27 protein-coding genes are annotated in these 24720 nt (G+C 48.7%); 15 read left to right on the forward strand and 12 right to left on the reverse strand.

What is annotated here, in order from left to right; all coding sequences use genetic code 11:
* Position 1: 1 nt before the first annotated feature.
* Positions 2 to 913: an EamA family transporter gene (locus KNQ11_RS03150; protein WP_214769533.1), complete on the reverse strand. Its 912-nt coding sequence runs from the start codon at positions 911 to 913 to the stop codon at positions 2 to 4.
* 156 nt (positions 914 to 1069) lie between these two features.
* Here KNQ11_RS03150 and KNQ11_RS03155 point away from each other — a divergent pair, with 156 nt between their 5' ends.
* The 8 genes from KNQ11_RS03155 (at position 1070) to KNQ11_RS03190 (ending at position 8306) form a co-directional block, all read left to right on the forward strand.
* Positions 1070 to 2023, forward strand: a complete 954-nt coding sequence (locus tag KNQ11_RS03155) for an SMI1/KNR4 family protein (protein WP_251139616.1) — start codon at positions 1070 to 1072, stop codon at positions 2021 to 2023.
* Between the two features lie 84 nt (positions 2024 to 2107).
* The gene (locus KNQ11_RS03160; RefSeq protein WP_214729715.1) at positions 2108 to 2488 is read left to right on the forward strand and encodes a BsuPI-related putative proteinase inhibitor; all 381 of its coding nucleotides are present in this window, start codon (positions 2108 to 2110) and stop codon (positions 2486 to 2488) included.
* A 449-nt stretch (positions 2489 to 2937) separates the two neighbouring features.
* Positions 2938 to 3822, forward strand: a complete 885-nt coding sequence (murQ, locus tag KNQ11_RS03165; protein ID WP_214769535.1) for an N-acetylmuramic acid 6-phosphate etherase — start codon at positions 2938 to 2940, stop codon at positions 3820 to 3822.
* Positions 3823 to 3834: 12 nt separating this feature from the next.
* Positions 3835 to 5208 carry a PTS transporter subunit EIIC gene (locus tag KNQ11_RS03170; protein ID WP_214769538.1) on the forward strand — a complete coding sequence of 458 codons (1374 nt, stop codon included), beginning with the start codon at positions 3835 to 3837 and terminating at the stop codon, positions 5206 to 5208.
* An 82-nt stretch (positions 5209 to 5290) separates the two neighbouring features.
* Positions 5291 to 6337: a DUF871 domain-containing protein gene (locus KNQ11_RS03175; RefSeq protein WP_214769541.1), complete on the forward strand. Its 1047-nt coding sequence runs from the start codon at positions 5291 to 5293 to the stop codon at positions 6335 to 6337.
* The gene (locus KNQ11_RS03180; RefSeq protein ID WP_214769544.1) at positions 6334 to 6852 is read left to right on the forward strand and encodes a general stress protein; all 519 of its coding nucleotides are present in this window, start codon (positions 6334 to 6336) and stop codon (positions 6850 to 6852) included. The genes KNQ11_RS03175 and KNQ11_RS03180 overlap by 4 nt, the downstream gene beginning before the upstream one ends.
* A gap of 132 nt (positions 6853 to 6984) precedes the next feature.
* Positions 6985 to 7698, forward strand: coding sequence for an N-acetylmuramoyl-L-alanine amidase (locus tag KNQ11_RS03185; protein ID WP_353048920.1), 714 nt, complete (start codon positions 6985 to 6987; stop codon positions 7696 to 7698).
* 41 nt (positions 7699 to 7739) lie between these two features.
* The gene (locus KNQ11_RS03190) at positions 7740 to 8306 is read left to right on the forward strand and encodes a DUF1349 domain-containing protein (RefSeq protein ID WP_214769547.1); all 567 of its coding nucleotides are present in this window, start codon (positions 7740 to 7742) and stop codon (positions 8304 to 8306) included.
* A gap of 63 nt (positions 8307 to 8369) precedes the next feature.
* Here KNQ11_RS03190 and KNQ11_RS03195 read toward each other — a convergent pair whose 3' ends face one another.
* Positions 8370 to 9476: a citrate synthase/methylcitrate synthase gene (locus KNQ11_RS03195; RefSeq protein ID WP_214769550.1), complete on the reverse strand. Its 1107-nt coding sequence runs from the start codon at positions 9474 to 9476 to the stop codon at positions 8370 to 8372.
* A gap of 165 nt (positions 9477 to 9641) precedes the next feature.
* Between KNQ11_RS03195 and KNQ11_RS03200 the strand changes: the two genes are divergently transcribed.
* Entirely contained in the window at positions 9642 to 9908 is a 267-nt protein-coding gene (locus tag KNQ11_RS03200) for a hypothetical protein (RefSeq protein WP_149427158.1), read from the forward strand.
* A gap of 53 nt (positions 9909 to 9961) precedes the next feature.
* On the opposite strand, the gene KNQ11_RS03205 is transcribed toward KNQ11_RS03200, so the two are convergent.
* From KNQ11_RS03205 to KNQ11_RS03230, 6 genes are all read right to left on the reverse strand, one after another.
* Positions 9962 to 10741 carry an HAD-IIB family hydrolase gene (locus KNQ11_RS03205; protein WP_149427159.1) on the reverse strand — a complete coding sequence of 260 codons (780 nt, stop codon included), beginning with the start codon at positions 10739 to 10741 and terminating at the stop codon, positions 9962 to 9964.
* A gap of 124 nt (positions 10742 to 10865) precedes the next feature.
* Complete coding sequence (locus KNQ11_RS03210) at positions 10866 to 11561, reverse strand: FAD-dependent oxidoreductase (protein ID WP_149428120.1); 696 nt, start codon at positions 11559 to 11561, stop codon at positions 10866 to 10868.
* 27 nt (positions 11562 to 11588) lie between these two features.
* Entirely contained in the window at positions 11589 to 12341 is a 753-nt protein-coding gene (locus KNQ11_RS03215; protein ID WP_064300081.1) for an iron ABC transporter ATP-binding protein, read from the reverse strand.
* Positions 12338 to 13402, reverse strand: a complete 1065-nt coding sequence (locus KNQ11_RS03220; RefSeq protein WP_149427161.1) for an iron chelate uptake ABC transporter family permease subunit — start codon at positions 13400 to 13402, stop codon at positions 12338 to 12340. Before KNQ11_RS03220 ends, KNQ11_RS03215 begins: the two co-directional genes overlap by 4 nt.
* On the reverse strand, positions 13399 to 14394 hold the full coding sequence (locus KNQ11_RS03225; protein ID WP_064300406.1) for an ABC transporter permease: 996 nt from the start codon (positions 14392 to 14394) through the stop codon (positions 13399 to 13401). The genes KNQ11_RS03220 and KNQ11_RS03225 overlap by 4 nt, the downstream gene beginning before the upstream one ends.
* Before the next feature lie 20 nt (positions 14395 to 14414).
* The gene (locus KNQ11_RS03230) at positions 14415 to 15407 is read right to left on the reverse strand and encodes a siderophore ABC transporter substrate-binding protein (protein WP_149427162.1); all 993 of its coding nucleotides are present in this window, start codon (positions 15405 to 15407) and stop codon (positions 14415 to 14417) included.
* 387 nt (positions 15408 to 15794) lie between these two features.
* Between KNQ11_RS03230 and KNQ11_RS03235 the strand changes: the two genes are divergently transcribed.
* Positions 15795 to 16751 carry a sensor domain-containing diguanylate cyclase gene (locus KNQ11_RS03235; RefSeq protein WP_149427163.1) on the forward strand — a complete coding sequence of 319 codons (957 nt, stop codon included), beginning with the start codon at positions 15795 to 15797 and terminating at the stop codon, positions 16749 to 16751.
* 55 nt (positions 16752 to 16806) lie between these two features.
* Here the strand turns inward: KNQ11_RS03235 and KNQ11_RS03240 are convergent, their stop codons facing one another.
* Positions 16807 to 17367 carry a hypothetical protein gene (locus KNQ11_RS03240; protein ID WP_214769553.1) on the reverse strand — a complete coding sequence of 187 codons (561 nt, stop codon included), beginning with the start codon at positions 17365 to 17367 and terminating at the stop codon, positions 16807 to 16809.
* A 251-nt stretch (positions 17368 to 17618) separates the two neighbouring features.
* Here KNQ11_RS03240 and nikA point away from each other — a divergent pair, with 251 nt between their 5' ends.
* From nikA to KNQ11_RS03265, 5 genes are read left to right on the forward strand one after another with little or no spacing between them, the layout of a single operon-like run.
* Positions 17619 to 19229, forward strand: a complete 1611-nt coding sequence (gene nikA, locus KNQ11_RS03245; protein WP_214769556.1) for a nickel ABC transporter substrate-binding protein — start codon at positions 17619 to 17621, stop codon at positions 19227 to 19229.
* Between the two features lie 12 nt (positions 19230 to 19241).
* A complete protein-coding gene (nikB, locus tag KNQ11_RS03250) occupies positions 19242 to 20183 on the forward strand; it encodes a nickel ABC transporter permease (protein WP_214769559.1) in 942 nt (313 codons plus the stop codon).
* The gene (gene nikC / locus KNQ11_RS03255) at positions 20180 to 21025 is read left to right on the forward strand and encodes a nickel ABC transporter permease subunit NikC (protein ID WP_373954241.1); all 846 of its coding nucleotides are present in this window, start codon (positions 20180 to 20182) and stop codon (positions 21023 to 21025) included. The genes nikB and nikC overlap by 4 nt, the downstream gene beginning before the upstream one ends.
* On the forward strand, positions 21022 to 21828 hold the full coding sequence (locus KNQ11_RS03260; RefSeq protein ID WP_029341434.1) for an ABC transporter ATP-binding protein: 807 nt from the start codon (positions 21022 to 21024) through the stop codon (positions 21826 to 21828). Before nikC ends, KNQ11_RS03260 begins: the two co-directional genes overlap by 4 nt.
* Complete coding sequence (locus KNQ11_RS03265; RefSeq protein WP_214769561.1) at positions 21825 to 22622, forward strand: ATP-binding cassette domain-containing protein; 798 nt, start codon at positions 21825 to 21827, stop codon at positions 22620 to 22622. Before KNQ11_RS03260 ends, KNQ11_RS03265 begins: the two co-directional genes overlap by 4 nt.
* A gap of 46 nt (positions 22623 to 22668) precedes the next feature.
* Here the strand turns inward: KNQ11_RS03265 and KNQ11_RS03270 are convergent, their stop codons facing one another.
* Genes KNQ11_RS03270 through KNQ11_RS03280 form a run of 3 tightly spaced genes read right to left on the reverse strand, consistent with a single transcriptional unit; the run spans position 22669 to position 24544 of the window.
* Positions 22669 to 23439, reverse strand: a complete 771-nt coding sequence (locus KNQ11_RS03270; protein WP_214769563.1) for an ABC transporter permease subunit — start codon at positions 23437 to 23439, stop codon at positions 22669 to 22671.
* Positions 23436 to 24320, reverse strand: a complete 885-nt coding sequence (locus KNQ11_RS03275; RefSeq protein WP_214769565.1) for an ABC transporter ATP-binding protein — start codon at positions 24318 to 24320, stop codon at positions 23436 to 23438. The genes KNQ11_RS03270 and KNQ11_RS03275 overlap by 4 nt, the downstream gene beginning before the upstream one ends.
* Positions 24317 to 24544, reverse strand: coding sequence for a PLDc N-terminal domain-containing protein (locus KNQ11_RS03280; protein WP_064300069.1), 228 nt, complete (start codon positions 24542 to 24544; stop codon positions 24317 to 24319). The genes KNQ11_RS03275 and KNQ11_RS03280 overlap by 4 nt, the downstream gene beginning before the upstream one ends.
* Positions 24545 to 24720 lie beyond the last annotated feature (176 nt).

Consider the following 24720-nt stretch of genomic DNA (forward strand, 5'->3'; position numbering starts at 1 on the left):
TTTAGCCTCCAGTCCGAGTTTGTCGTTCTTCTGTCAAAACGGTTTGGCGCGCTGCTAGGCGAGACGAACCGATCAATAAGGCGATTCCGAGTAATAATAACGAGATTCCGAACCAAGCCGTACCACTTAATTCTTCACTAAGGACGAACACACCAAGCAAGGCGGCAGTCAGCGGCTCACCGAGCGAGAGCGTGACGGCAGTCGACGATGGTACGTTCGATAGTCCTTTCGCGAATAACCAGTAAGCGATTCCGGTCGCAACGACGCCGAGATGGAGGCTGATTCCGGCACCACGTGACGTGAACAACCAGGAGAGATCGAATAAGAAGAGCAGAGGTGACAACAGTAAGGCGCTCGTCGTGAAAATGACGGCAACGACTGCCAGCGGTGCGTGTGTCTTGACGAGGTTTCGACTGACGAACGTATACCCGGCAAACGATAGTCCGGCACCGAGTGCAAGGATGATCCCGATTGGATCAATCGCAACCGTTCCTTGATTGTTCAGAAGCAACAGACAGCCGGTGATCGATAGTCCGGTCGATGCCCACCACAGCAGCGCTGGACGTTTCTTTAGGAACAGCCACTCGATACAGCCGGAAAAGATCGGTGCGCTACCGATTGCGACGACGGTACCGACGGCGACACCGGTCATCAAAACAGCTGAGAAGAACAGCGGTTGGTAAGCCGCCATGCTGACGGCAGCAAGTAAAATCGTCCGCACCGGCCAGTCGCGTAACGTCAGTGTTCCTTTGAAGAGAACGAGACAGAGTAAGAACAGTCCACCGACAGCCAGACGAACGGCACCAATTGCAATCGGGTGTGCATCTTCCGGCGCAAAGGCTTGTGAGGTCCCCGTCGTGCCCCAAAAGATCGCAGCGAGTAATATGAGCAACATCGATGATGATTTAGACATGGGTCACCTCTTCGAATGCAATTTTTTAAAATGATATTAGAACGAGAATACCACAGAACGAGTAGGATGGAATACACCAAATAATTGAAAAAATGGTATGGTGTATAGGGTGAAGTCGTATCATTCACGAATACGAAAATGAAAAGGATGGGACCGATGAAAGAAATGAACCAAATCGAAGCGGTACTTGACGTCTTATCACAAAAAATCAATCACGGGTCGACCTTCATTCAGCGGCGATACGATACAGGAGTCGCTCAATTCAATTTGAATGACCCGGTGACGGAACAGGCGATTCAGTCATTTGAAAAACAGTTCAAACTAACGTTACCAAGTGAATATAAGACATTCCTTCGTTTACATGACGGAGCGGAGTTGTTCATGATCCAAGGTCTTGGTATCGAACTCTATCCACTTGAAAAAGTCATTGAAATGACGATCCAGGCTAAAGAGGACGACCTGATCCATGAAGACTATGATCACTTCTTGATGATTGGCGAAATGAACGAAGGATATGTCTTGATCCAGACGGAAGATGCAAAGATGGATGAGACACCGTATATGCACTGGATGTTTCATGAGTTATCGACAGAGGAGACTGACCCGATTGGACAGAACTTCGGCACGTTCCTCGAGTATGCGATTATTGCGCAAGGCGATATGTTCTGGGAGTTCAAGGACTTCTCGATTGCAACAGATGCTTATTATGTAGAGAATCACAATTCTGAAGAGGAAGTGAACAAACCACGACCGATTCGCTTCGTCGACTCGGTTCGCGTTGAAATCGAGTATCCGATTGCGAAAAGGGATGCGTATTTCTCAGTTAAGATTTTCGAAGGGAAACAAGAACAAGAACGTCTTGGCAGTAGCTACGACTCGGATTCGCGCTTTGAACAAGTGATGCAATCGATTCGAGAATATCTAATGGCAGAGCGATTCCAGTATTCGTCGATCATGATCTTTCAAACGGAACATCGGTTTTGGCAGAATGAGGACGAGACAGGTGATCCGTTGATTCGTAACCATAATCCGCAACGTCAAGGACTGAGCTTCGATGGATATCGTGCTTTCGTCGAGGAGCCACCTCGCCCACTCCCAGGGTGGGAATGATTCAGAAATTTCTTCACACAGAACGGAGTTTTACAGATGAAAAAATGGTTGTTATTCCCCATGATACTTTGTTTGAGCGGTTGTATGATTCAACCGCAAAGTGGGAGTGAGACGAATGAGACATCCTTCAAAGGGACTACGAAAGAGGGACTCGTCTTTGAATACAAATTGACGAACACAGGAGACCATGCATTTGATGTCGTAGCTCGCTCTGGGCATTTGTTGAATGTCATCGTTCGTGAGAGCAAATCAAGGACAGTCGTCTTCGATTCAAGAAAGCAACAGAGTAAAACAAGCCAACAAAAGAAACGCGTCAAAGCATCGGAAACCGTCGTTCTCAAACAAACGGTACAAGGCGGGACAATCGAACCGGGTACATACGATATCGAATATCTCGTTGAGGAGAAAGAACAGTACAGCGACAGTTCTAGTTCAGTAGAGGATATGGAAGAGAAATTAAAATGATTTACGCCTCTGGTGAATGACTTCTTTAATAAATATCTTAGAACCTCATACAGGTTTCAGTACGAATGATGTTATGAGTAACATGAGACGTACAAAAGTGGTCCATGTGAAGCTGGTTTTTATCCGTTAGGCATCTAACGGGTGAAAATCAGCTTTTTATTCACTAATGATACTATGCGACGCTACTCTATCAACTGACGATCGATCAATCCTACGGACCACGCATCCCGTTACTCGTCGCGACGATTGGTCGGGAGCGAATGTCTGCGTTACTGGACTTTGCGGATGAGGAAATTACGACAAGCAGGAAATCAAGAGACCGAGCCTGAAAAAGAAGGACAAAACCTTATTTTTATATATCGAAATTTAATTTCAAAATTAAATAAATAATATTGAATTAAAATTTCTTAATTGTATAATAAAGGGAGGGAAGAGAAAGGGTGAAGCAGATGTTAGATCAATTAGCAACGGAACGTCGGAATGAACAGACGATGCAACTCGATGAGATGACAGTCGAAGATGTCTTACGGGTGATGAACGCTGAGGATCAAACGGTCGCGACGGTCATTCGGGAACAAATTCCTGTCATCGCGGAAGTCGTCAAACACGTCATTGCATCATTCAAAAACGGAGGACGCTTGATTTATATCGGTGCTGGTACGAGCGGACGACTCGGGATTCTTGACGCGGCAGAATGTGTGCCGACGTTCGGGGTCTCACCAGACATGGTCGTCGGTTTGATTGCTGGTGGCGAACGCGCGTTAATCAAAGCGGTCGAGGGAGCAGAGGATAGTCGGACGCTTGCCGTCGACGATTTGAAAGCGATCCAGCTAGAAGCACGTGATACGGTCATCGGGATCGCAGCAAGCGGTCGGACGCCGTATGTCATCGGCGGGCTTGATTACGCGAAGGAAGTCGGAGCGGTGACGGCAGCGATTTCTTGCAACACGGATGCGGTCATCAGTGGGCACGCACGCTATGCGATCGAAGTCGAAACAGGTCCGGAAGTCTTGACGGGGTCAACAAGACTAAAGGCTGGAACGGCACAAAAGCTCGTCTTGAACATGGTTTCGACAGCGGCGATGATCGGTGTCGGCAAGGTCTATCAAAACCTGATGGTCGACGTCCAGTCAACGAACGAAAAACTGGAGATCCGGGCGAAGCGGATGATCCGTGAGGCGACAGGAGTCGATGCCGTAACGGCGGAGCGTGTCTTCCATGAAGCACACGGGCACGTCAAGACGGCGATCGTCATGATTCTCGCAAATGTTCCGCATGCGGAAGCCGTCGAACGATTACAGCAAGCGAACGGATTTGTCCGAGACGCACTCTAAGGGGGAAACACGATGAAGAAGGAAGAAGTGCTGGCACACGCGATTCTCGAGCACGTCGGTGGAAAAGATAATCTCCGGCAGCTTGCGCACTGTATGACGCGGGTTCGTTTATCGTTAAAGGATCCGACGCAAGCCAATATCGATGCGTTAAAGCGGATTGATGGGGTCATGGGGGTCATCGATGACGAGACGTTACAAATCGTTGTCGGTCCGGGAACGGTCAATCGGGTAGCCGACCACTTAAGTCGCGAAACAGGACTCGCGATCGGGGAAGAGTCCGTTGATCCGAACTTGACGCCAGAAGAACGAGCTGCCGTCGAACGGCAAAAAGTAAAAGCAAAACAACAGTCACCGTTCAAACGCTTCTTGCGCCGAATCGGGAACATCTTCATTCCGCTCATTCCGGGACTCGTCGCTTCGGGGATCATCAACGGCGGTGCGAACTTTGCTAAGAATGCGGGTGTCGATGCAACACAGACATGGATGCAGATTTTACTCTTGATCGGTGGGACGGTCTTTGCATATCTCGCAATCCTTGTCGGATGGAATACGGCGAAGGAGTTCGGTGGCACGCTGGTGCTCGGGGCGATTGCTGGTGGGATTCTATTCAACCCCGTGCTTGCGGACATCACGATTTACGGGGAACCGCTCGTTCCAGGCAGGGGCGGCTTGTTTGGTGTCATCTTCGCTGCGTGGTTGATGACCTATCTTGAGAAACATATCCGTCGCTTCATGCTCGCATCGATTGATATCATCTTCACGCCATTGTTGACGGTGCTGATCGTCGGATTCGCCTCGCTCTATGCGATCATGCCGGTTGCTGGACTGTTGTCTGACGGTATCATGAAAGCAATCAATGCCGTACTTGAGGTCGGTGGACCACTCGCCGGGGCAGTACTGGCCGGCTTCTTCCTACCACTCGTCATGGTTGGTCTTCATCATGGACTGACACCGATCCATCTCGAGTTCTTGAACACGATTGGCAACACGCCACTCTTACCGATTCTTGCAATGGCAGGAGCGGGTCAAGTCGGGGCGGCAATGGCGATTTTCGTCAAGACGCGCAATCCGCGCCTGCGTAACATCATTAAAGGTGCGATTCCGGTCGGTTTCCTTGGAATCGGTGAACCATTGTTATACGGTGTTACGTTGCCGCTCGGTCGTCCGTTCGTAACGGCATGTCTCGGCGCAGCAGTCGGTGGTGCCTTCCAAGCAACGATGAAGACGACGGCGCTTGGAGTCGGCGTATCCGGTTTATCATTGACACCGTTGATCGATAACGGAATGTACTTGACGTACATCGGTGGTCTCGTCATCTCGTACGCGGCAGGATTCCTGTTCACGTATTGGTTCGGTTTCAAAGAAGAGATGGCAGACGGTATTTAAGGTATTAAAAAGCAGTTGAATCCTTCGAAAAAGAAGGAATCAGCTGCTTTTTCCCTAAGTAGAGAAGTGAAGGAGTGAGTCGATGAAAGGATTATCAATCTATTTAAGTGAACCGATCACAGACGAGACGAGCGAGTGGCTACAGCGGATGCGCGCTGTTGGCTTTACGTCGCTCTTTACATCGCTACATATTCCCGAGGACGATTCTTCACTGTACGTCGAACGCTTGCAAGCGCTCGGTCGTTTAGCACGTGAGCTCGGATTCGAACTCGTAGCGGACATCGCACCAGCGTCGCTCGCGACGCTCGGCAAGACATGGGAGACGGCAGCGACGTTAACGGACTGGGGTGTGACAGGACTCCGTCTTGATTACGGCATCAGTCCGCAGCAAATCGCGACGTTATCGAAACAGATGATGGTTGCGCTGAACGCCAGTACGTTAACAGCAGACGAATTGACAGAGATGAAGGCACAGGGTCTGCGAATCGATCAAACGGAAGCGTGGCATAATTTTTATCCGCGACCGGAAACGGGACTCGACCGGACATGGTTTGACGAAAAGAATGCCTGGTTGCAGACGCAAGGATTACGGGTTCAAGCGTTCATACCGGGTGACGAGACACTCCGTGGACCGTTGTTTGAGACGTTACCAACACTTGAAGAACACCGAAATGCGGCACCGTTCGCCAGTTACATCGACTTACAATCGACCGTTGATCGAATTCTTGTTGGGGATCCACGATTGACGGAGGCGACGATTCGGCAATTCGAAGCAGAGCAAGACGGCATCATCGTACTGCGGGCACTCGCGAACGGACAGCAAGCACAACGGGAGACGGAAACGAATCGGTTTGATCCGGCGCGGGATGTCATTCGATCCGTCGAGTCGCGGATGAAGCCGTCGACGATCGATCTAACACCGCAAGATCCGTCTGCCCGTCCGCTTGGAACGATCACGATCGATAATGAAAAATACGGACGATACGCGGGCGAGGTTCAAATCACGAAACGTAATTTGTCGGCAGATGAGCGAGTCAACGTCATCGGACGCGTGATTGAGGCTGATCAACCATTGATCGCACGGCTTGGTCCAGGAAGTAAGTTTCGGATCGAATGGGTGACGCCATGAAGCAGCTCGTTGCGGAACGACTCGCCTATCTGTACCGAGGGGAGCTGTTCACGGTCGTCACTATTTTACCGCTGAGTTGGTTTGGTAATCGTGTCTTTCCACGACTGCAGTTATTTGAACTCAGTGCCTTTTGGATGTCACTGTTTTTGTTTGAGCTGTTGTTGATTCAAGGAGCTTGGTATTGGTACAGCAAGTCAAGGCGTCTGAAGAAGGAAGGAACGTCAGCCACCCCGGTACCCGTCGTCCGACGATTACGTCACTGTCGTGTCATCAATCTGGCTTTGATCGTCCTGACAGCGTGTGCGTTCGGAATCGATTGGATGCGTTTCCGATCTGAGCTTCCCGTCTCCGGAACACAACTTGCCTTGTTATTATATGTATTCGCAATTCTTGAATATATCAATTATTTCCATATCCAACTTATGTACGATAACCGGTCAGATGTGCAATACTTAATACGGAACAGACGTTTGAAACAATCAGCATTGAATAAGGATATGCAACGACTTCGTTAAGTAGTCTAAGGGTTCATAGAAAATAGGAGGGATTGTATGCTCGATATGCTCATTCGTGGCTATCGAAAGTTACGGAAGCTAAGAGGACGTTAATAAGTTTTGCAAAATGGATGGTATGGAGTGTGATGAAAAGTGAAACGAATTGGTTTACTCATCATGTTAAGTCTATTGATTGGAAGTGCGATGCCACTCGATGGACAGGCGAAATCGACGTCAAAGAAGGAAACGATTTGTATTGATCCAGGTCATCAAAAAAAGCAAAACTTAGCAAAAGAACCGGTCGCTCCACGTTCGAAGGTCATGAAAGTGAAAGTGAGCGCGGGGACGAGCGGAGTAAAGACGAAAATTCCAGAGTATAAACTGAATTTACAAGTCGGATTGAAATTAAAAGCTGCATTAGTGAAAAAGGGATATCGGGTACATATGACGCGAACGACACACGATGTCAACATCAGTAATGCAGAGCGTGCAAAATATTGTAATGCGAAGAAAGCTGCCTTAACCGTTCGGATTCATGCAGACGGAAGCACGGATCGAAAGGTAGAAGGAATCTCCGTCTTATATCCAGATGATCAAGTGACGAAGGCGATCAATAAGACGAGTAAAAAACAAGCAACCATCATGTTGAAGCACTTGATTGAATCGACGAAGGCGAAAAAGAGTTACGGAACTGGACTTGTTCCACGAAAAGATCTGACGGGTTTCAATTGGTCGAAGACTCCTGTTGTGTTGATTGAAATGGGCTTCATGTCAAATCCAACAGAAGATCAAAAATTAGCATCTGACAGTTATCAAAAAAAGCTCGTGAACGGGATGGTAAAAGGGATCGATGCGTCACTAAAATAAAGATTCAATCAATCATCAATGATTAAAAAGGGGAGAATTCGATGAAGAATACAAGTTGGTTAAACCCACCGACACGTATCGAACAGGAAACACCGTTACGTTTCATGACGGATCCGGATACGGATTTTTGGCGCAATACCCATTATCAGTTCAACCGTCTGACGGGGCATGCACTGTTGCAGGATTCTCCGGAAGGGGAGTTCAAGTGCCGAATCGAAGTAAAATTAAACCCGAATGCGACATATGATCAGGCGGGGATTTTGCTTTATGTGAACGACGATCACTGGGTGAAGGTCTCGGCTGAGTTCATTCCGGATGGTCCATCGCATCTGGGTGCCGTCGTGACGAGCTTCGGGTACTCTGACTGGTCGTGCCGGGATGTCGACAATACGCTGTTTGACGCACCGCTTGTCTTTGAACTCCATTACCTCAATCAAGACGTCACGTTGTATCACGTAACAGGAGAGCACAAAGAGCAACTCCGAATCGCACACTTACATGACGTGACTAATTTTAAGATTGGACCGTATGCGTGTAGCCCGGATGTAGAAGCGGCAGGATGTGAAGTGGAAGTACTAGAGTTCTCATTAGAAACAATTGTTAAATAAACGCCATAGTAAATGGACCGATGTCAGGCATCGGTCCATTTTTTGATCGTAACTAGAGACTAATCAAAACTTAGCTGCTTGTTCCGGCATCTGTCCTGTGTATGACGATTGAGGTCTGAAGATCCGGTTGTCTTGCGATTGTTCGAGGATGTGTGCCGTCCAGCCGATGATACGGCTAGAGGTGAACGTCGGTGTGAACAGTTCTTTCGGAATGTCGAGTCCTTTTAAGACGGCTGCCGCGAAGAATTCAACATTCGTATACAGTTTTCTACCCGGTTTGTATTCCTCGAGTAAATCGATTGCTGTTTGCTCCATTTGTGTAATTAGGTTGAACCAATCGCTCTCTTGTGCGAGATCCTTTGAGACGACTTTCAAGGCTTCTGAACGCGGATCGCGTGTTTTGTAGACGCGGTGACCAAAGCCCATCAGTTTTTCGCCTTTCTCTAACTTGTTCCGGATCCACGGTTCGATGTTGTCGATTGTTCCGATCTCATCAATCATCTCAATGACTTCTGACGGAGCACCACCATGAAGCGGTCCTTTCATTGATCCGATCGCGGCACAGACGCCAGAAATCATTTCCGATTCCGTCGAGACGACGACACGAGAAGCGAACGTTGAAGCATTCATGCCGTGTTCAATCGTTAGGATCAGATACGCCGTCAGTGCTTTGATCTCAACTTCACTCGGCAATTGTCCTTTGATCATATAGATGTAATTCGCGACGTGATCAAGTTCCGGATTCGGTTCGATGAAGTCAGCATCTTGATTTTTTTGATATTTATAGGCAATGATTGTTGGTAAGAGTGCTGTTACGTGCATCGCTTGATCAATTGTCGGTGGCCAAGCGAAAGCGGGTGTACCAAGTGCCGAGATTGCTGTTCGCATCGTACTCATGACATCCATCTCGTTCGGCAATGTATCGAGAATCGTCTTAACGTAAGAAGGAAGTTCACGGTAGCTCGTCATCTGTTCTTTGAACGTGACCAATTCCGATTCAGTTGGGAATTCACCATTCCAGATGAAATACGCCACTTCTTCGAATGAATAGGATAATGCGAGTTCCTTTGCCCAGTGTCCGCGATAGATAAGGTGACCTAACGTTCCATCGACTAAACCGATTTGTGTTTCAGCGGCAATGACGCCTTCGAGTCCTTTTTTGTATTCCATCTTCAACACTCCTTTTCTAATATCTACTGTCAGTATGACTTACAACGATACTAAATCACCAGTTATTTGAATGCGTTTCCAAAATTATTCTGTGGAGCGCTATAATTAAAGTGCATTCTGTTTCATGAAACAAATCAAATATATAGTAACCATGAAGGAGTACATATGAATAAAGCAATGATCATTCGCTTATTGGGATTTTTCTTTGTATTACATGTCTTTTTAATGATCGATATTTTCTTTTCAGTGAGCCGAACGATTCTTGAGCCGCTTGCATTAGTCGTTGCTTCATTGACCATGCTCATTCCCGTAAAACGATTTAAGCCACTAGAAGAACAAACGCTGTCGGTTTTCAAATCGAGTATCGCTGTCCTAGTAGGAATGCTCTTGATGAGCGGATTATTCTTACCCATCGTATTCCTCTTTGGATGAGTAACTATTGATAGAGATTTAACTATTGATCCGAAAATTTCACCAGGCGTTATTTAGGAATACGACGTGGAATAGACGTATTTTTGGCTTAGATGCCTGATTTGTTCGACTATGTGAGATTCTAAACGACTGGTGGAGTCAATGGTGTGATCTGCGTAAAAACGGAGTGATTTATGGCTTCCGATCATGACCGCATACTGTGCTCCTTTGAATAGCTCGATATCATTCGCGTCATTCCCAAAAGCAATGTATCCCTCGTTCTCGATACCGAGTGTTTGTAAAGCAGTCCGTTTATTGATGGTAGTCGGACTAATGTCCAATACTTGTTCCGATCCATGATAATGAACAACGACATCCATTCGAAGTAGCTCGTTTTCTAAGGCTTTCAGATTGTTGGCACTCAAAATAAGTATTTTTATGATTCGATCATGGTGAGCTAGCGGAACGTTTTGTGCCGTCTTAGCCGGATCTAGATTGTTCAGGATAGGATGGTCTTGCGGTCCGTTATATGTATAATTCCAGTCACTATCGATTAAATATGTGGCTTTATGCTTGTCGAGTAATCCCGTAATAAGGGAAAGCTCACGATCGTCGAACGATTTGGACTGAACGATTGTTTGTTCCGATGCGACCAACGATCCGTTTCCGCCGATTAAGATATGGTCGTGGAATGAAGGATGAATGACGGGTAGCATGTCACGGATAGGACGTGCTGAAGCAAAAATCACACGGTGTCCGTCGTCCTCGACTGCATGAAGCGCCTGTGCGATGTCTTGAGACATCGGTTTTCCTTTAAAACAAATTGTTCCATCGAGATCAAATACAAAATTCATAAGCAACCCTCCGAAAGTCAGTTGATGCACTTATCATAACAAATATTTACAGATAACATACCAATTCTTTATTTTGAGAAAACAAAAAGACTCCAGTCAATGCTGAAGTCTAATCATTGGTACCTTATGCTAAAAACGTATCTCGCTGGTCCTGACGTTTATCAATCATGATTTGTGCTGCCGGAATGTTAGCAGCCTGCAACACGTCAATCGTGTCTCGGAGAAATTCATCACTACCAACGATGTAGAACAACCCTTCCTTGTCCGCTGTCATCGCTTTGACAGCATCGTAGTAAGCGGAGCGACTCTCGACATAAGCGGGGCTAAACTGCTCGTGCGAAGGAAGCTGAGTTTTGAATAGTTCAGTGCGCGCCGAGTCGACATTCAACGAGTACATGTGCGGAATGCCACTTCTGTCAGCCTGATGTTGCAGGATGATTGGTCGAAACGTTGCCAGACCAACGCCTGCTGACAGTAAGTACACCGTACGATTTTCCCGGCGTAGCGGAACGTTCGAATGCGTCTTAAACAAAGCAATCTTCTCACCCATTTTCAGCTGTCGAAGTGTCTCCTTAAAGACGGAACATTCCGGTTTAATCCGTGTCGTGATGCCGATCGTTCCTTCATGAGGGAGCGTCGAGATCGACATATGCCGAATCAGACTGCGGTTCGGCTTATCGCCTGCATTAAACCCTTCTAGCGCCATATGCGTATGGGCGCCTTCCTCCCAAACGAAACCATCTGGGCGTTGCAAATGAAACGTGTAAGTGTGTTCGCCTTCTTGCGTTACCTGTTCTAGTGGTAGCCAATCGATCTGCATCATTCATTCCTCATTTCTATATAAGTATCAATAGACAGCAATCGGACCGTATGGACCTTCGATGATCTCAAGATGAGTCTCGAAGATCTCGGATAATAGCGCTTCATCCATGACTTCGGCGACCGTTCCGAAGGCGGCGATTTGTCCGTCCTTCATCGCACAAATGTGGTCTGCGTATTTCGCAGCAAAATTAATATCGTGCAAGACTGTGATGATCGTCCGTCCGAACGTATCAGCGACGTGTCGTAGATAACCCATCATCTGGACCGAGCGGGCGATATCAAGATTATTGAGGGGTTCGTCGAGTAGAATGTATTCCGTTTCCTGACAGAGTACCATCGCGACATATGCCCGTTGCCGCTGTCCGCCCGATAATTCGTCGAGGTAGCGGTTCTCAAGCGACGTCAACTCGAGAAAATCGATGTATTTCGAGATGATCGTCTCATCGTCAGCCGTCAAGCGACCTTTTGAGTAGGGGAAACGTCCGAAGCCGACGAGCTGCCGGACTGTCAGCCGCGTCACGAAATGATTTTCCTGCCGCAAAATCGTGATGATCTTCGCTAAGTCTTTCGATTTGCTACTCGTCACATCCATACCAGCGACTTCGATCTGTCCGGCATCGAGATCAAGCAAACGACCGATCATCATCAACGTCGTCGACTTACCGGCACCGTTTGGACCGATCAACGCCGTGAATCCGCCTTTAGGAATCGTTAAGTCGATTGGACCGATTCGGACCTCATCCGTATACGATTTTTTAACTTGTTCAAGTGATATCATAGGGACCTCTTTCTAAGCAACACGATAAGGAATATCAGTCCGCCGAACAGTTCAATGATGACGGAGACGACGCTTGGCGTGTTGAAAATGTGATACATGAAGAAATAGGCAGTCGTCAAAACGAAGAAACCAATCGCGAATGCCATCGGGAAGACGTATTTATGATCGTACGTCGCAGCGACCTGATAACTGAGTGTCGCCACTAAAAAGCCGAAGAACGTCAACGGTCCAATCAATGCCGTCGACATCGACATCAGGAGTGAAATCAGAATCAAGAAGTAGATGACACTGCCACGATGATTGACGCCGAACGATGTCGCGACCTCTTTACCGAGTGCGACGACGTTGAGTCGTCTTGACGAGAAGAAGAGCAACAGACCGACGATGAGGACGACCGGAATGACAATCGGGAAGTAGGCCGCGTCGGCATTCGTGACCGAACCAAATAATCGTGCTTGTAAGATATCGAACTCGGACGGTGCAAGCATCTTTCGCATGAATGACGACAGCGAGTTCAGACCCGTGCCGAGAATGATCCCGACGAGCAACATCAGCTGCAGGTTCGCGTATTTTCCGGATAACAACCATCCGTATAATAAGAGACTCATCGCGAGCATGATCGCGACCTGTGTCAAAAAAGCGCTCGTGCCGGTAAAGCCGACGAGTGCTCCCGCACCGAAGAAGAAGATCATCGATGTCTGGATCGTCGAATAGAGAGCATCAAAACCAAGTAGGGACGGTGTGATGATCCGGTTACTCGTGACCGAATGAAAAGCGACGGTCGCAAGACTTTGGCAAATTGCTGCGATCGCCATCGTGATGACGGCGGTGATCCGGCGTTCGACGACCGGCCAAAAGGACGGAGAATCAAACGGAACCGGATTATTGTAGAGCAAGAGACCGATCGTACTGAGCACTCCGCCGCTGAGGAACAGGATGAGGAGAATCCAGTAGCGGCGCTCGAGTCGTTTCGACTGAAACGCAGACGCCCGGCGATTGGTTTCACGTGTAACGCTCGGTTGAATTCGTGTATGTTCTTGTTGTTTGATTGCGGTACTCATCTGACACCTCCAGTCTTCCGTCGACGTAACAGAATGATGATGAAGACGGCTGCCCCGACCGTTCCGAGAATCAAGGAGACCGGTAGTTCAAACGGACGGATGATCGTGCGTGAAATCAAATCACTGATTAGAATCGTCGCCATCCCAATCAGACAGACCCACGGCAGATTACTACGGAGATCGTCACCGCGAAACATCGAGACGATGTTCGGAACGATCAAGCCGAGGAAGGGCAGATTGCCGATGACGGTCGCGACGACACCGACTGATAGGGCGATCAGCCCGGTCGCGATCAGCATCAGTCGATTGTAGTTGACGCCAAGACTCGTCGCGACGTCTTCGCCGAGTCCGACGAGCGTCAAGCGACTCGCAAGAAAGAAGATACAGACTGTGACACCGATGATGATCCAGAGGTATTCGTAGCGACCGATCTGGACGGATGCGAACGAGCCGACGAACCAGCCTTCGATCGCCTGGCTGGCACGGAAAAACAACCCGAGGAACGTCGAAATCGCGGAGATGACAGCTCCGAGCATCAGACCGATGATCGGGACGATCAACGATGACCGCAGTCGGACCGAACGGAGAAACCAGAAGAAGACCATCGTCCCGATGAACGCAAACACGATGGCACCGCTCATCCGCATCATCAATGACGGTGCCGGAACGAGTAAGTAAACGGCTAACAGTCCGAGTCCCGCCCATTCGATCGTTCCCGTCGTCGTCGGTTCAACGAGCCGATTTTGCGTGATCAGTTGCATGACGAGTCCAGCCATTGCCATCGCAGCACCCGTCAGCATCAAGGCGAGTGTCCGCGGAACACGTGTGATCCAGAACATATCGAAATCGTTCGCTGCACTCCGTAGTTCGTAGACGCCCGTGAAGAGGGAAGCCGCTGCGAGCGCTAAGACGAGACATAAGGTCAAGACGAACGGCTTCGTCCAAACGACAGAAAAGGAAGGTCGAGCGGGTGGCTCAACTCTTCCATTCATTTGTTGCTGTGCGTGTGCCATTACTTCTCGAGCGCTTTCGCGATGTCAGTGAAGAATTCCGAGTACGTCTGGATCGATTCATTCAAATACGTGTCTTTCGGTGCGTAGACGATGTTGTCGTCTTTGATTGCTTTTGTTTTCTGCAGGGCAGGTGCACGGTCGATGACATCTTGCGCCGGTACGGCACCTTCTGCGTTTCCAAGTGGTGCGTCACGATCAAGGACGAGTAACCAGTCCGGGTTACTTTGAGCGATTGCTTCGACCGAGACTTCATCCCCTTGGTCGTTGCCCGATTTTTGTTTGACTTCGAGGGCTGGTTTCCAGTCGAACAAATCATACATCGGTCCGAAGACACGTCCACTCATCGGAGCAGAGAAACCGATATCACCGCCTGAGACGATGACCGACATGATGCTGTCCTGTCCGTTATATGATTTTTTAACGTCTTTGATCGATTGCTCAAGCGATGTCACGAGCTGATCCGCTTCTTGTTTTTTATCAAAGATTTGTCCGAGTGTCTCAGTCGTATCTTCAAGTCCTTTGACGAGTAACTCACCTGGTGTACCGGAGTCTTCCGGTAAAGTGATGTCAAGGTCGATGACAGCAGCGTTCGGAACGAGTTTTTTGATGTCTTCATAATGATCAGCGAAACGTTGTCCGACGATGACAACATCCGGATTAACACCAGCGATTGCTTCGAGATTCGGTTCGAAGTGCATGCCGACATCGACGATATCCTTATCTTTCGCATACGGTGACTCAGCCGGGAGCAGTCCGACTGGTGCTGCTGCGAGTTCGACGTCCCATGCGGCAAGCGTCTCGAATGTCCGGTTGTCGAGTGCGACGACTTTTTTCGGATCAACCGGGACGTTGACCGTTCCGTGTGCATCCTTGATTTTGACCGTCTTTGGTGCTTCCGCGTCTTTCTTTGTGTCTGCTTCTCCTGCGTTCCCGCATGCCGCCAGTAAGACAGCAAGCGAACTCACGACGAGTGGTGTTTTCCATTTCCCCATGATGATTCAGCTCCTCTTGTTTAATTTGATAACGCATGAATCACGGATTAAGTAGCAGATGGATTATGTAGTTCTATCTGAGTCATCTGTTCTTAATAAGTGATAATGATTATCATTGTCATGTTCACCGAGAATGATAGCAGACGATTTTAGAAGACGCAACGCTCATTTCCAGCCAAATGGCTGTCCGAATTTTTACCTTCTATAAACTATACGAAAATAAAAAAATGATAATCTTTCTCATTTAGGACTAGAAATAGGGCCATCGAACGCTTTTTACAAAAACAGGTTTAAACGATAGTCAAAAGAGAAAGTGGTAATAAATGTAACCTTTTCGTTTTTCAAATCAGAGACGCTACAGAAGATGACTTCGAAATGAGGTGCTGTATGAATCAACCATTTGAAGACTTGAAGATGTTTCAAAATTTTGATGAATTGGCAGATGATGTTCTCGATTTCGCAAAAGAGATTCTACCGGACCAGATGCTGTATTTATCAGCGATCGAAGCAGGACAACAACGGATGCTGAAGATTGCGAACGCTAAGGTGGATATCCCAATGGTCGAAGGCATGCAGATTGAATTGAACCAATCGTTATGTAAACTGATTAATTTCGAGACGAAACAGCCGGTCGTCCTCGAAGATATTCCGAACGCGGAACAACTCGGCGATTGGCGAAAAGGACTGGAGGAGGCTCACGTCCGTTCCTACCTAGGTATTCCAATCGTCTTGACGAGCGGGGAGACGTTCGGTACATTATGTGCGATCAATAATCGGGTTAGCTTGTATGAGCAGAAGAATGTTCAGCTATTGCAACGGATCGTCCGACTCTTCTTGTACTACTTGGAGCTCGAACGTCATGCTTGGAAGGACGCGTTGACAGGACTGCATAATCGACGGTACTTAACGAAGCAGTTCGATGATCATCCCGGACAGACAGGAGCCATCTTCTTCCTTGATCTCGATGGATTTAAGCAGGTCAACGATGTTTTCGGACACGAGACGGGGGATATCGTCCTGCAAGAAGTCGCACAACGCTTGCGACAGTTCGTCCGCGAACAGGAGGATGCGATAGCCGTGCGACTAGGCGGAGATGAGTTCATTCTGCATTTCGGACACGCCGATTCGAGGGAAGAGTGGGAACGACTTGCGGAGCGGATTGTCGCTGCGTTAAGTGAGTGGGAAACGGACTACCGTGTGTCGACGAGTATCGGGATCGTGATGTATGACACTGCGATTCGTCCAGAGTTGCAAGGCTTGTTACAACAGGCGGATGTTGCGCTGTATTCCGCTAAGTCGTCTGGAAAGAATACGTATCAGTTCTATGAGATGGCGAAGAAATGAACGAATATAAAAAGACCTGACGCTTCTGAATCCCTTCAGAAACGATCAGGTCTTTTTAGTTGCCATGAAGACGATAGACGATCCGAATGATATCCTTTTTCGGAAGCTCAGGGTACTTGAGGCATAACTGTTCAACGCAGGACACAGGATCGGTATCTTCTAACAAACGGATGGCTTCTTGGACGATTGGCTCATGTTGTGCGCTGACTTCAGAAGACGAAGCAGTTGAATCACTCGATTGATGAATCAAGTAAAACAATACCGTATGTACAGATACCAGCACGACTTTCGTCGCAAGCGAGATCGTGATGGACTTCACGTAGAGATCCATCCAAAGTAAGACGCTCAAACTGACGGAACCGTCCACGATAGCAAACAGAATGTTCGAGAAACGATGCTTAAACAGTCCACCGAGTGCACGCATCATCCCGTCAAAGACGACGCTGACGACTAGACTAGCGAAATAGAAGCATAGGAGAAACACCAGACAACCAACGAACGAGTCGTAGGAAGCATCTCCAACGTATAAGATCAGCCCATCGATCATCAGCAAAGGAAGCACTAAGAGGAGACCAAGAAATACAAGCGAGACGGAGGAAACCAGTCGTGACATCATATCATCCTTTCAATGCGAATCGTCTTGTTAGACAAGAGACGCAGTATACAGAATAGGATACCGTTTAACGCATCTGATTACAATTATTGACAAAAAGAGATGTACTCAGAATATTTCTCAGTTAAGTGTGGAAATCCTGTCAAAAAGCGTCTCGAAGTCCAGTTAACATCTGGATTATCCATTGACAATCCTTACCTTTCCCTCTTACAATTGAAAATGATTATCAATACAAGTTGGGAGTTCTGCCTACCATGAACGTTAACCGTAAAAAATTACTGATTTCTACCGTCTCGATCCTGTCTTTGACATCATTATTGATCGGCTGCTCGAACCCGGGCGAGTCGACAGGAGAGCGAAAAGATAAAGATACATTGACGCTCGCGTGGCCACGCGACGTTGGAGCGATGAATCCCCACGTCTACAACCCATCACAACTGTTCGCGCAGTCGATGATCTATGAGCCACTCGTTCACTACGGGGAAGGTGGAAAGCTCGAGCCATACTTAGCCTCATCTTGGAAGATCTCTCCGGACGGAAAAACGTATACGTTCACGCTCCGTGACGGCGTCAAGTTCTCGGACGGTTCGACGTTCGACGCAGCGATCGTCAAAAAGAACTTTGACGCGATCCTCAAACAAAAAGCCTTACATAGCTGGCTTGGCTTCATCACGAAAATTGAGAAGACGGAAGCCGTTGATGCGAAGACGTTCCGCCTGACATTATCCGAAGCGTACTACCCGACGATTCAGGAACTCGCGGTCGTCCGTCCGGTCCGTTTCCTCGGAGAAGCGGGATTCCCGGAAAACGGCGATACGTCGAAGGGTGTCAAAAAGGAAGTCGGGACAGGTCCGTGGATGCTCGACGAATACAAACCGGATCAGTATGCGACGTTTAAGGTCAATAAGAACTACTGGGGTCCGAAGCCGAACATCGATCACATCAAGGTCGACATCATCCCGGACGCGGAAACGCGTGTCTTAGCACTCGAAAAAGGACAGGTTGATCTGATTTACGGTGAAGGGGCGATCAGCATCGATGCCTTCAACCAGTTGAAGACGGATAAATCCTACAAGACAGAAATGTCCGAACCAGTCGCGACGCGTCTCCTCGTCTTGAATACGAAAAATAAGCGTCTGTCTGACGAACGCGTCCGCCAGGCGCTCCAGCACGGGTTTGATAAAGCCGCTCTCGTCGAAGGGATCACGTCGGGAATAGAAGCACCGGCTGACTACCTGTTGCCACCGAATATGCCGTACACGTCGAACCTAAAAGTGAAGCAACGAGATTATGACGTCAAGGAAGCGAATCGTCTTCTTGACGAAGCAGGTTGGAAACTGCCGAAAGGTGAAAAGGTTCGCGTCAAGGATGGTCAACCGCTGCAAATCGGGATGATGTATGATGCGGCCGAGCAGGTCCAAAAGGCAATGGCCGAAACACTCCAGTCGGAATGGTCGAAAATCGGTGTCGAGCTGAAGACGGAAGCTGTCGAACTGCCGGATCAAGTTCAGCGCTTCAAAGACAACCGATTTGACATCAACTTCTATAGTAACTTCGGTGCACCGTATGATCCGCATACGTTCGTGAACCTGATTGATACGGATGGCTTCGGCTTCAAGGAAGCGATTTCGGCTTATCCGAATAAAGAACAACTGTTGCAAGAGATCAAAGATGTCTTAAAAACGACAGACGAGACGAAGCGTCAGAAGATGTACGCCGACATTCTGCCATCTCTCCAAGATCAAGGGGCATTAATTCCGATCTCGTACTTGAAGAAGATGGCGGTCTATCAGTCGGACGTGACGAACTTCCAGTTCCCGGCGAACCGGGATGAGAGTCCATTTGCCCGAATCGGAATTAAGTAAAGGAGGGATGACATGGGGGTCTTCCTCGTCAAACGCATATTATCCGTCATCCCGATCTTGTTACTTGCGGTCTTGATTCTGACAGGGTTGATTCATTTGTCACCGGTTGATCCGGCACAGGCCTATCTATCCGCTGCCCACATCCAACCGACGGATGAACTGCTCGCTGCAAAACGAGCAGAATTCGGACTCGATCAACCGTTCTACCAACAATACTTCGATGCCGTCATCCGCTTGGCGCAGCTCGATTTCGGAACATCGTATCTTTCCGGAAAACCGGTCCTTGAAGATGTCTTGCTCCGCTTACCACCGACGGTCGAGTTGGCATTAACGAGTCTACTGCTCGCACTCGTCATCAGTATCCCGCTCGGGTTCCTTGCCGGGATCAAGAAGAATGGCTTCTTTGACCATCTCAGTCGGGCAATCGCCTTCATAGGTGCTTCAATCCCGTCGTTTTGGCTAGGGTATCTGTTCATCTTCTTCTTTGCCGTAAAGCTGGATTGGTTCCCGGTCGGCGGAACGGGAAGTGTGATGCACTTGATCTTACCGGCATTGACCCTCGCGTTTCCGTTGATTGCCTTGTATACACGATTGCTCCGTGGCAGTGTGATTGAAGCATTGAACGAACCGTATGTCTTGTTTGCCCGGACACGTGGCTTAAAGGAAGGACGGATTCTTGGTAAACACGTTCTCCGGATGGCGATTCCACCGATGATCACGGGTCTTGGGATGAACCTCGGGAAGTTGCTGACGGGAACGATCATCGTCGAGACCGTCTTCTCGTGGCCAGGATTCGGTCGTTACTTCATTGAAGCGATCTTTGACCGGGACATGCCGGTCATCCAAGGCTATGTCTTTCTCGCTGCCCTCGTCTTCATCGGTAGCAGTTTGCTCGTCGACATCATTCAAGCCGTGCTCGATCCACGACTAGCGAAAAAAGGAGGGACGGTATGAATACTCCACTTCCAGCAACGATGATCCGGTCGCGGTATACGCCGCTTCTTTATCTTTGTGCATTCGTCTTAATCGGTATGGCAGGCATTGCGTTGTTCGCGCCATGGATCGCACCGCATGATCCGAACCTCGTCGACTTGACGCAAAAGCTTCATGGTCCGTCGTCAGCCTATCCGCTCGGAACCGACCAGCTCGGACGCTGCCTCTTATCGCGCTTGATTTACGGCGCGCGGATCTCACTCGGCTGTGCCGTGTTGATTTTCGTCGCCTCACTTGCGATTGGATTGTTCGTCGGAACACTTGCCGGTTACCGTGGTGGTTGGGTTGACCAGCTCTTGATGCGCCTGTGTGACGGTGTGATGGCATTTCCGAGTCTGATTCTCGTCCTCGGTCTCGTCGGTATTTTCGGTCCAGGTCTCAAGCAGGTCATCATCGCCTTGATGCTCGTCCAGTGGGTCTACTACGCGCGGATGTTCCGCGGAATGGTCATGACGCTGAAAACGGAAGCGTTCATCGCTGCTGCTCGCGTCAATGGTTCGTCTTCGTGGAAGATCATTCGGACGCACATCCTGCCGAACATCTTACCGCCGCTGCTCGTCATCGGAACGCTTGAGATGGGCTGGGCGATCATGGATATCTCGGCGATGTCGTTCCTCGGGCTTGGTGTCCAGTCACCAACTGCCGAGTGGGGGGCAATGATTCACGAAGGAAAATCGTACATCCGGACGAATCCGGAATTAATGATTTATCCGGGACTTGCGATCATGCTCGTCATCATCAGCTTTAACCTAGTAGGAGAACAGTTAGCAGAACGATTCGGTGTGTCAAAAACAATGAAATGAGAGGAGGTGCCCGTATCGAACCGATCTTAGCTGTCGACGGTCTGACCGTCCGTACGAAACAACAAGTGACACTGATTGAAGAGGTATCATTCTCGATTCAACCAGGTCGGATCCTCGGTCTTGTCGGAGAGAGTGGTTGTGGGAAGACGGTGACGAGTCTCGCTTTGATGCGTCTGCTCAATCCGCAGACGACAGACGTCACCGGTGACATCCAACTGAATGGCAGATCAATCATGTCTCTATCCGAACGAACCGTCCGAACGATTCGAGGCGGTGAAATTGCGTTCATCATGCAAAATCCGATGAGTGCCTTCACACCGGTCTATTCGATCGGGCACCAGATGATCGAGACGATTCAGACCCATTCACGTTGTTCAAAACGTGAAGCGAAACAACAAGCGATGACGGCACTCGAAGAAGTCAATCTGACGGATGCCGCCCGGTTGCTCAAAGCTTATCCGTTCGAACTGAGTGGCGGTATGTTGCAACGGATCATGATCGCCTTAGCCGTTGCCCTGCGCCCAAGCGTCTTGATTGCCGACGAACCGACGACGGCACTCGATGTCTTCAATCAGAAGACGGTTCTTGAATTACTCGAACGGATGCGGGCGACTTACGGAACGGCGATGTTACTCATCTCGCATGATCTCGGTGTGATCGCTGAACTTGCAGACGATGTCCTCGTCATGCAGCAAGGACGGATCGTTGAGCAAGCAGATGTTTTTGAATTATTTGATCGACCGCAACATCCGTATACACAGTCCCTTCTTGCACAGCATCTAGGAAGGGAGGCGTTCGGATGAGTCTCTTGCAGATCGATCAAGTCTCACACGTCTATAAACGCCGGTTTCAACCAGCAAAGACCGTCTTACACGATGTCTCATTGACGCTTGAAGCGGGACGCTGTCTCGGCTTGCTCGGGTCGAGTGGTGCCGGGAAAAGTACGCTCGGACGATTGTTGCTCGGACTCGAACGCCCAACGACCGGAACGATTTGGTTCAATGGTGTCGATCGCCACGCGACAAAACGACCATTTCAAGGAGATGTCCAAGTCGTCTTTCAGGATTCCTTCGCTGCGGTCAATCCGAAGCTGACGGCTGCCGATATCATCGCCGAACCGCTTGATAACTTTATTCGTTTAAAGGGTGAAGCACGGCAACAGCGTCTCGTCACGCTTATCGAACAAGTCGGGCTCAAGGCGACGGATCTGACAAAATATCCGGCGCAGTTCAGTGGTGGGCAACTACAGCGAATCGCGATTGCGCGAGCGATTGCTGCTGAACCACGTCTGATCGTTTTAGACGAAGCAGTCAGTAGCCTCGACATGGTCAACAAACGATTGATTCTCGCATTGCTAGCTGACTTGAAACGGCTACACGGTCTAACATATGTCTTCATCACGCATGACATTAAAGCTGCCGAGCAACTTTGCGACAGCTTCGCGATCTTAGAGCAAGGACGCCTCGTCGGGCATTACCCGAGTCTAGTTGCATTTGATGCTGCGACGGATCCTGCCGTTGAACGGATGCGCCAAGCAAAGCTTGCCGTGCATCCAAGGCAACGAACGATTCGAAAGACACAAGCAAACAAAGGATAACGGACGGCTGAACGGCTCCGTTATCCTTTTTTGTTGTATAGCCGAATCAATAAGCCGTTTTTCGAAACCGAAGTGCAGACCAGCTAAGTGTTAGGGCAATCCAAACGAGACAAAAAGCGACACCAATTAGATGGGACGAAGAAAAAAACGACGTGTTCGATGGAAGCGACAGTAGCGCACCAGGCGTGAAAAATAATACATCTGGCATTAGCGAAGGTAGTGCAACAAGTAGTAAGGAAACGACGAGCGACAGGATGCCAATCGGAACAGCGCGTTGCAAAAAGGTGCTGATCAGTAGTGTCAGACTGACGACGAATAACATCCAAAGACTAAAATCGAGGATGATGCGTAGCGCAAGCATCAGTGAGAGAGATCCGAACCAATAGACTGTCAGACAATAGGACGTGAGTGCGCCGATTAGAATCCCGAATAGACTGATCATCCCGTGACTGAACCATTTCGACAGCAGATAAACATTCCGAGAGACAGGGCGCGTCAGAATGAAATCCTGCATGCCAGTTTGTCGGTCTGAAGCAAGCAGTCCCATGAGGCTCATGATGAGGACAATCAAGCCGAGCTGATTGAACTGTCCGTGAATCGTTGCGCTGAAGACGTCAAGCGGTTGTGGAGTAGGACGATTCGGATCGACGATGATTCCGTCTGCATTTCCGACGTGTGCGAGCAAGACATCCATGTACATCAACAGCAACGGTTGTGTCACACCGAGGGCAATGAAGAACAGCGGTAACCAGACGATTTTCCATTCTTTCCATGCTTCCAACCACTCGGTCCATGTCAGTGTATAAAAGGTCCTCATACGTCTGCCACCATGTCGAGGAACCGTTCCTCGAGTCCAATCGGTTGATAGGCAATCGAAGCAATCGACCATCCTAGCTGAATCAGAGTAGTCGCTAACTGCGAGAGATCAAGCGGCTGCTGCGCGGAGAACTGATAGCAGCACGGGTTGATTCGATCAATCTCGACTCGTGGAAATCGTGTCGCAGAAAAAGACGGGGCAGCTGTAAGCGTCTCGACTTGAATCCGGTATTGATCCACGTTGCGTTGATTGTCGAGTGGACCTAACAATTTTCCGTGTTTAATGACGAGGAAGCGATCGCAACACGTCTTTGCGTCTTCTAAGAGGTGCGTTGAGACGATGATCGTCATCCGTTTCTTTAAGCGGAGGATCAATTGATTGATATCATGTCGACCACTCGGATCAAGGGCGGAAGCCGGTTCGTCGAGAATCAAAAATATCGGTTCATGTAAGATGGCTTGGGCGATTCCGAGACGTTGGCGCATCCCGCCGGACAAGCGTTCGATGACTTCTGTTTGTTGATCGTGGAGTCCAACTTCATGTAGAACGTCCGGAATCCGCTTATTTAACGTTGCGCGATCGAGACCTGACAAGCGACCGAAAAAACGTAATGATTGTTCGCACGTCATCCAAGGCTTAAAGTCGGTCTGTTGTGATAAGTAGCCGATCGATTGCTGCTGTTGACGGATGGAGCGCGAAGACATCGTGATGGAACCACGGTCACTCTCGATCATGCCGCTCAGACATTTCAGGAGTGTCGTCTTTCCGGCACCATTCGGACCAATCAGTCCAAGACATTCATGTTCGTGAATCGTAAAGGAAATATCGTCTAAGATAAGACGTCGTTGAAGTGAAAGCTGGAGATGAGAAATCTGAATCATGCTGTCATCCTCCTTCCGAGGACGAAGTAGAGAATCGAGCCAATCGGCTGGACGAGGAGAATAATCAATAACCAAGTAGTCGGTGTCGCGATCCGGTCCTTCCGTCTAAACCAATCGATACAGGCGCAGCTGAGTAGAATCAGGTTGATGGAGATGTAAATCAATAATAGGGGCAGGAATTGTTCCCAGTTGATTTGTGATAAGGCAGAGAAATCTGTGTTCATAAAAAACCCTCCTTTTCTATTACCATTATCAATAATGAAAATAGAAAAGTCAATGCCATAGACGAATTATCGTTAGTTCTCAATCAGTTAGAGCTATGATAAACTTCTCTTATCAAAATTTTCCAAATGCGATTTGAATCAAATAGTTTAAATGAAAAACGAACTATCAAACGAAT

Origin of the sequence: Exiguobacterium sp. s39 (assembly GCF_018618925.1) — a bacterium.
Lineage (GTDB): Bacteria > Bacillota > Bacilli > Exiguobacteriales > Exiguobacteriaceae > Exiguobacterium_A > Exiguobacterium_A abrahamii.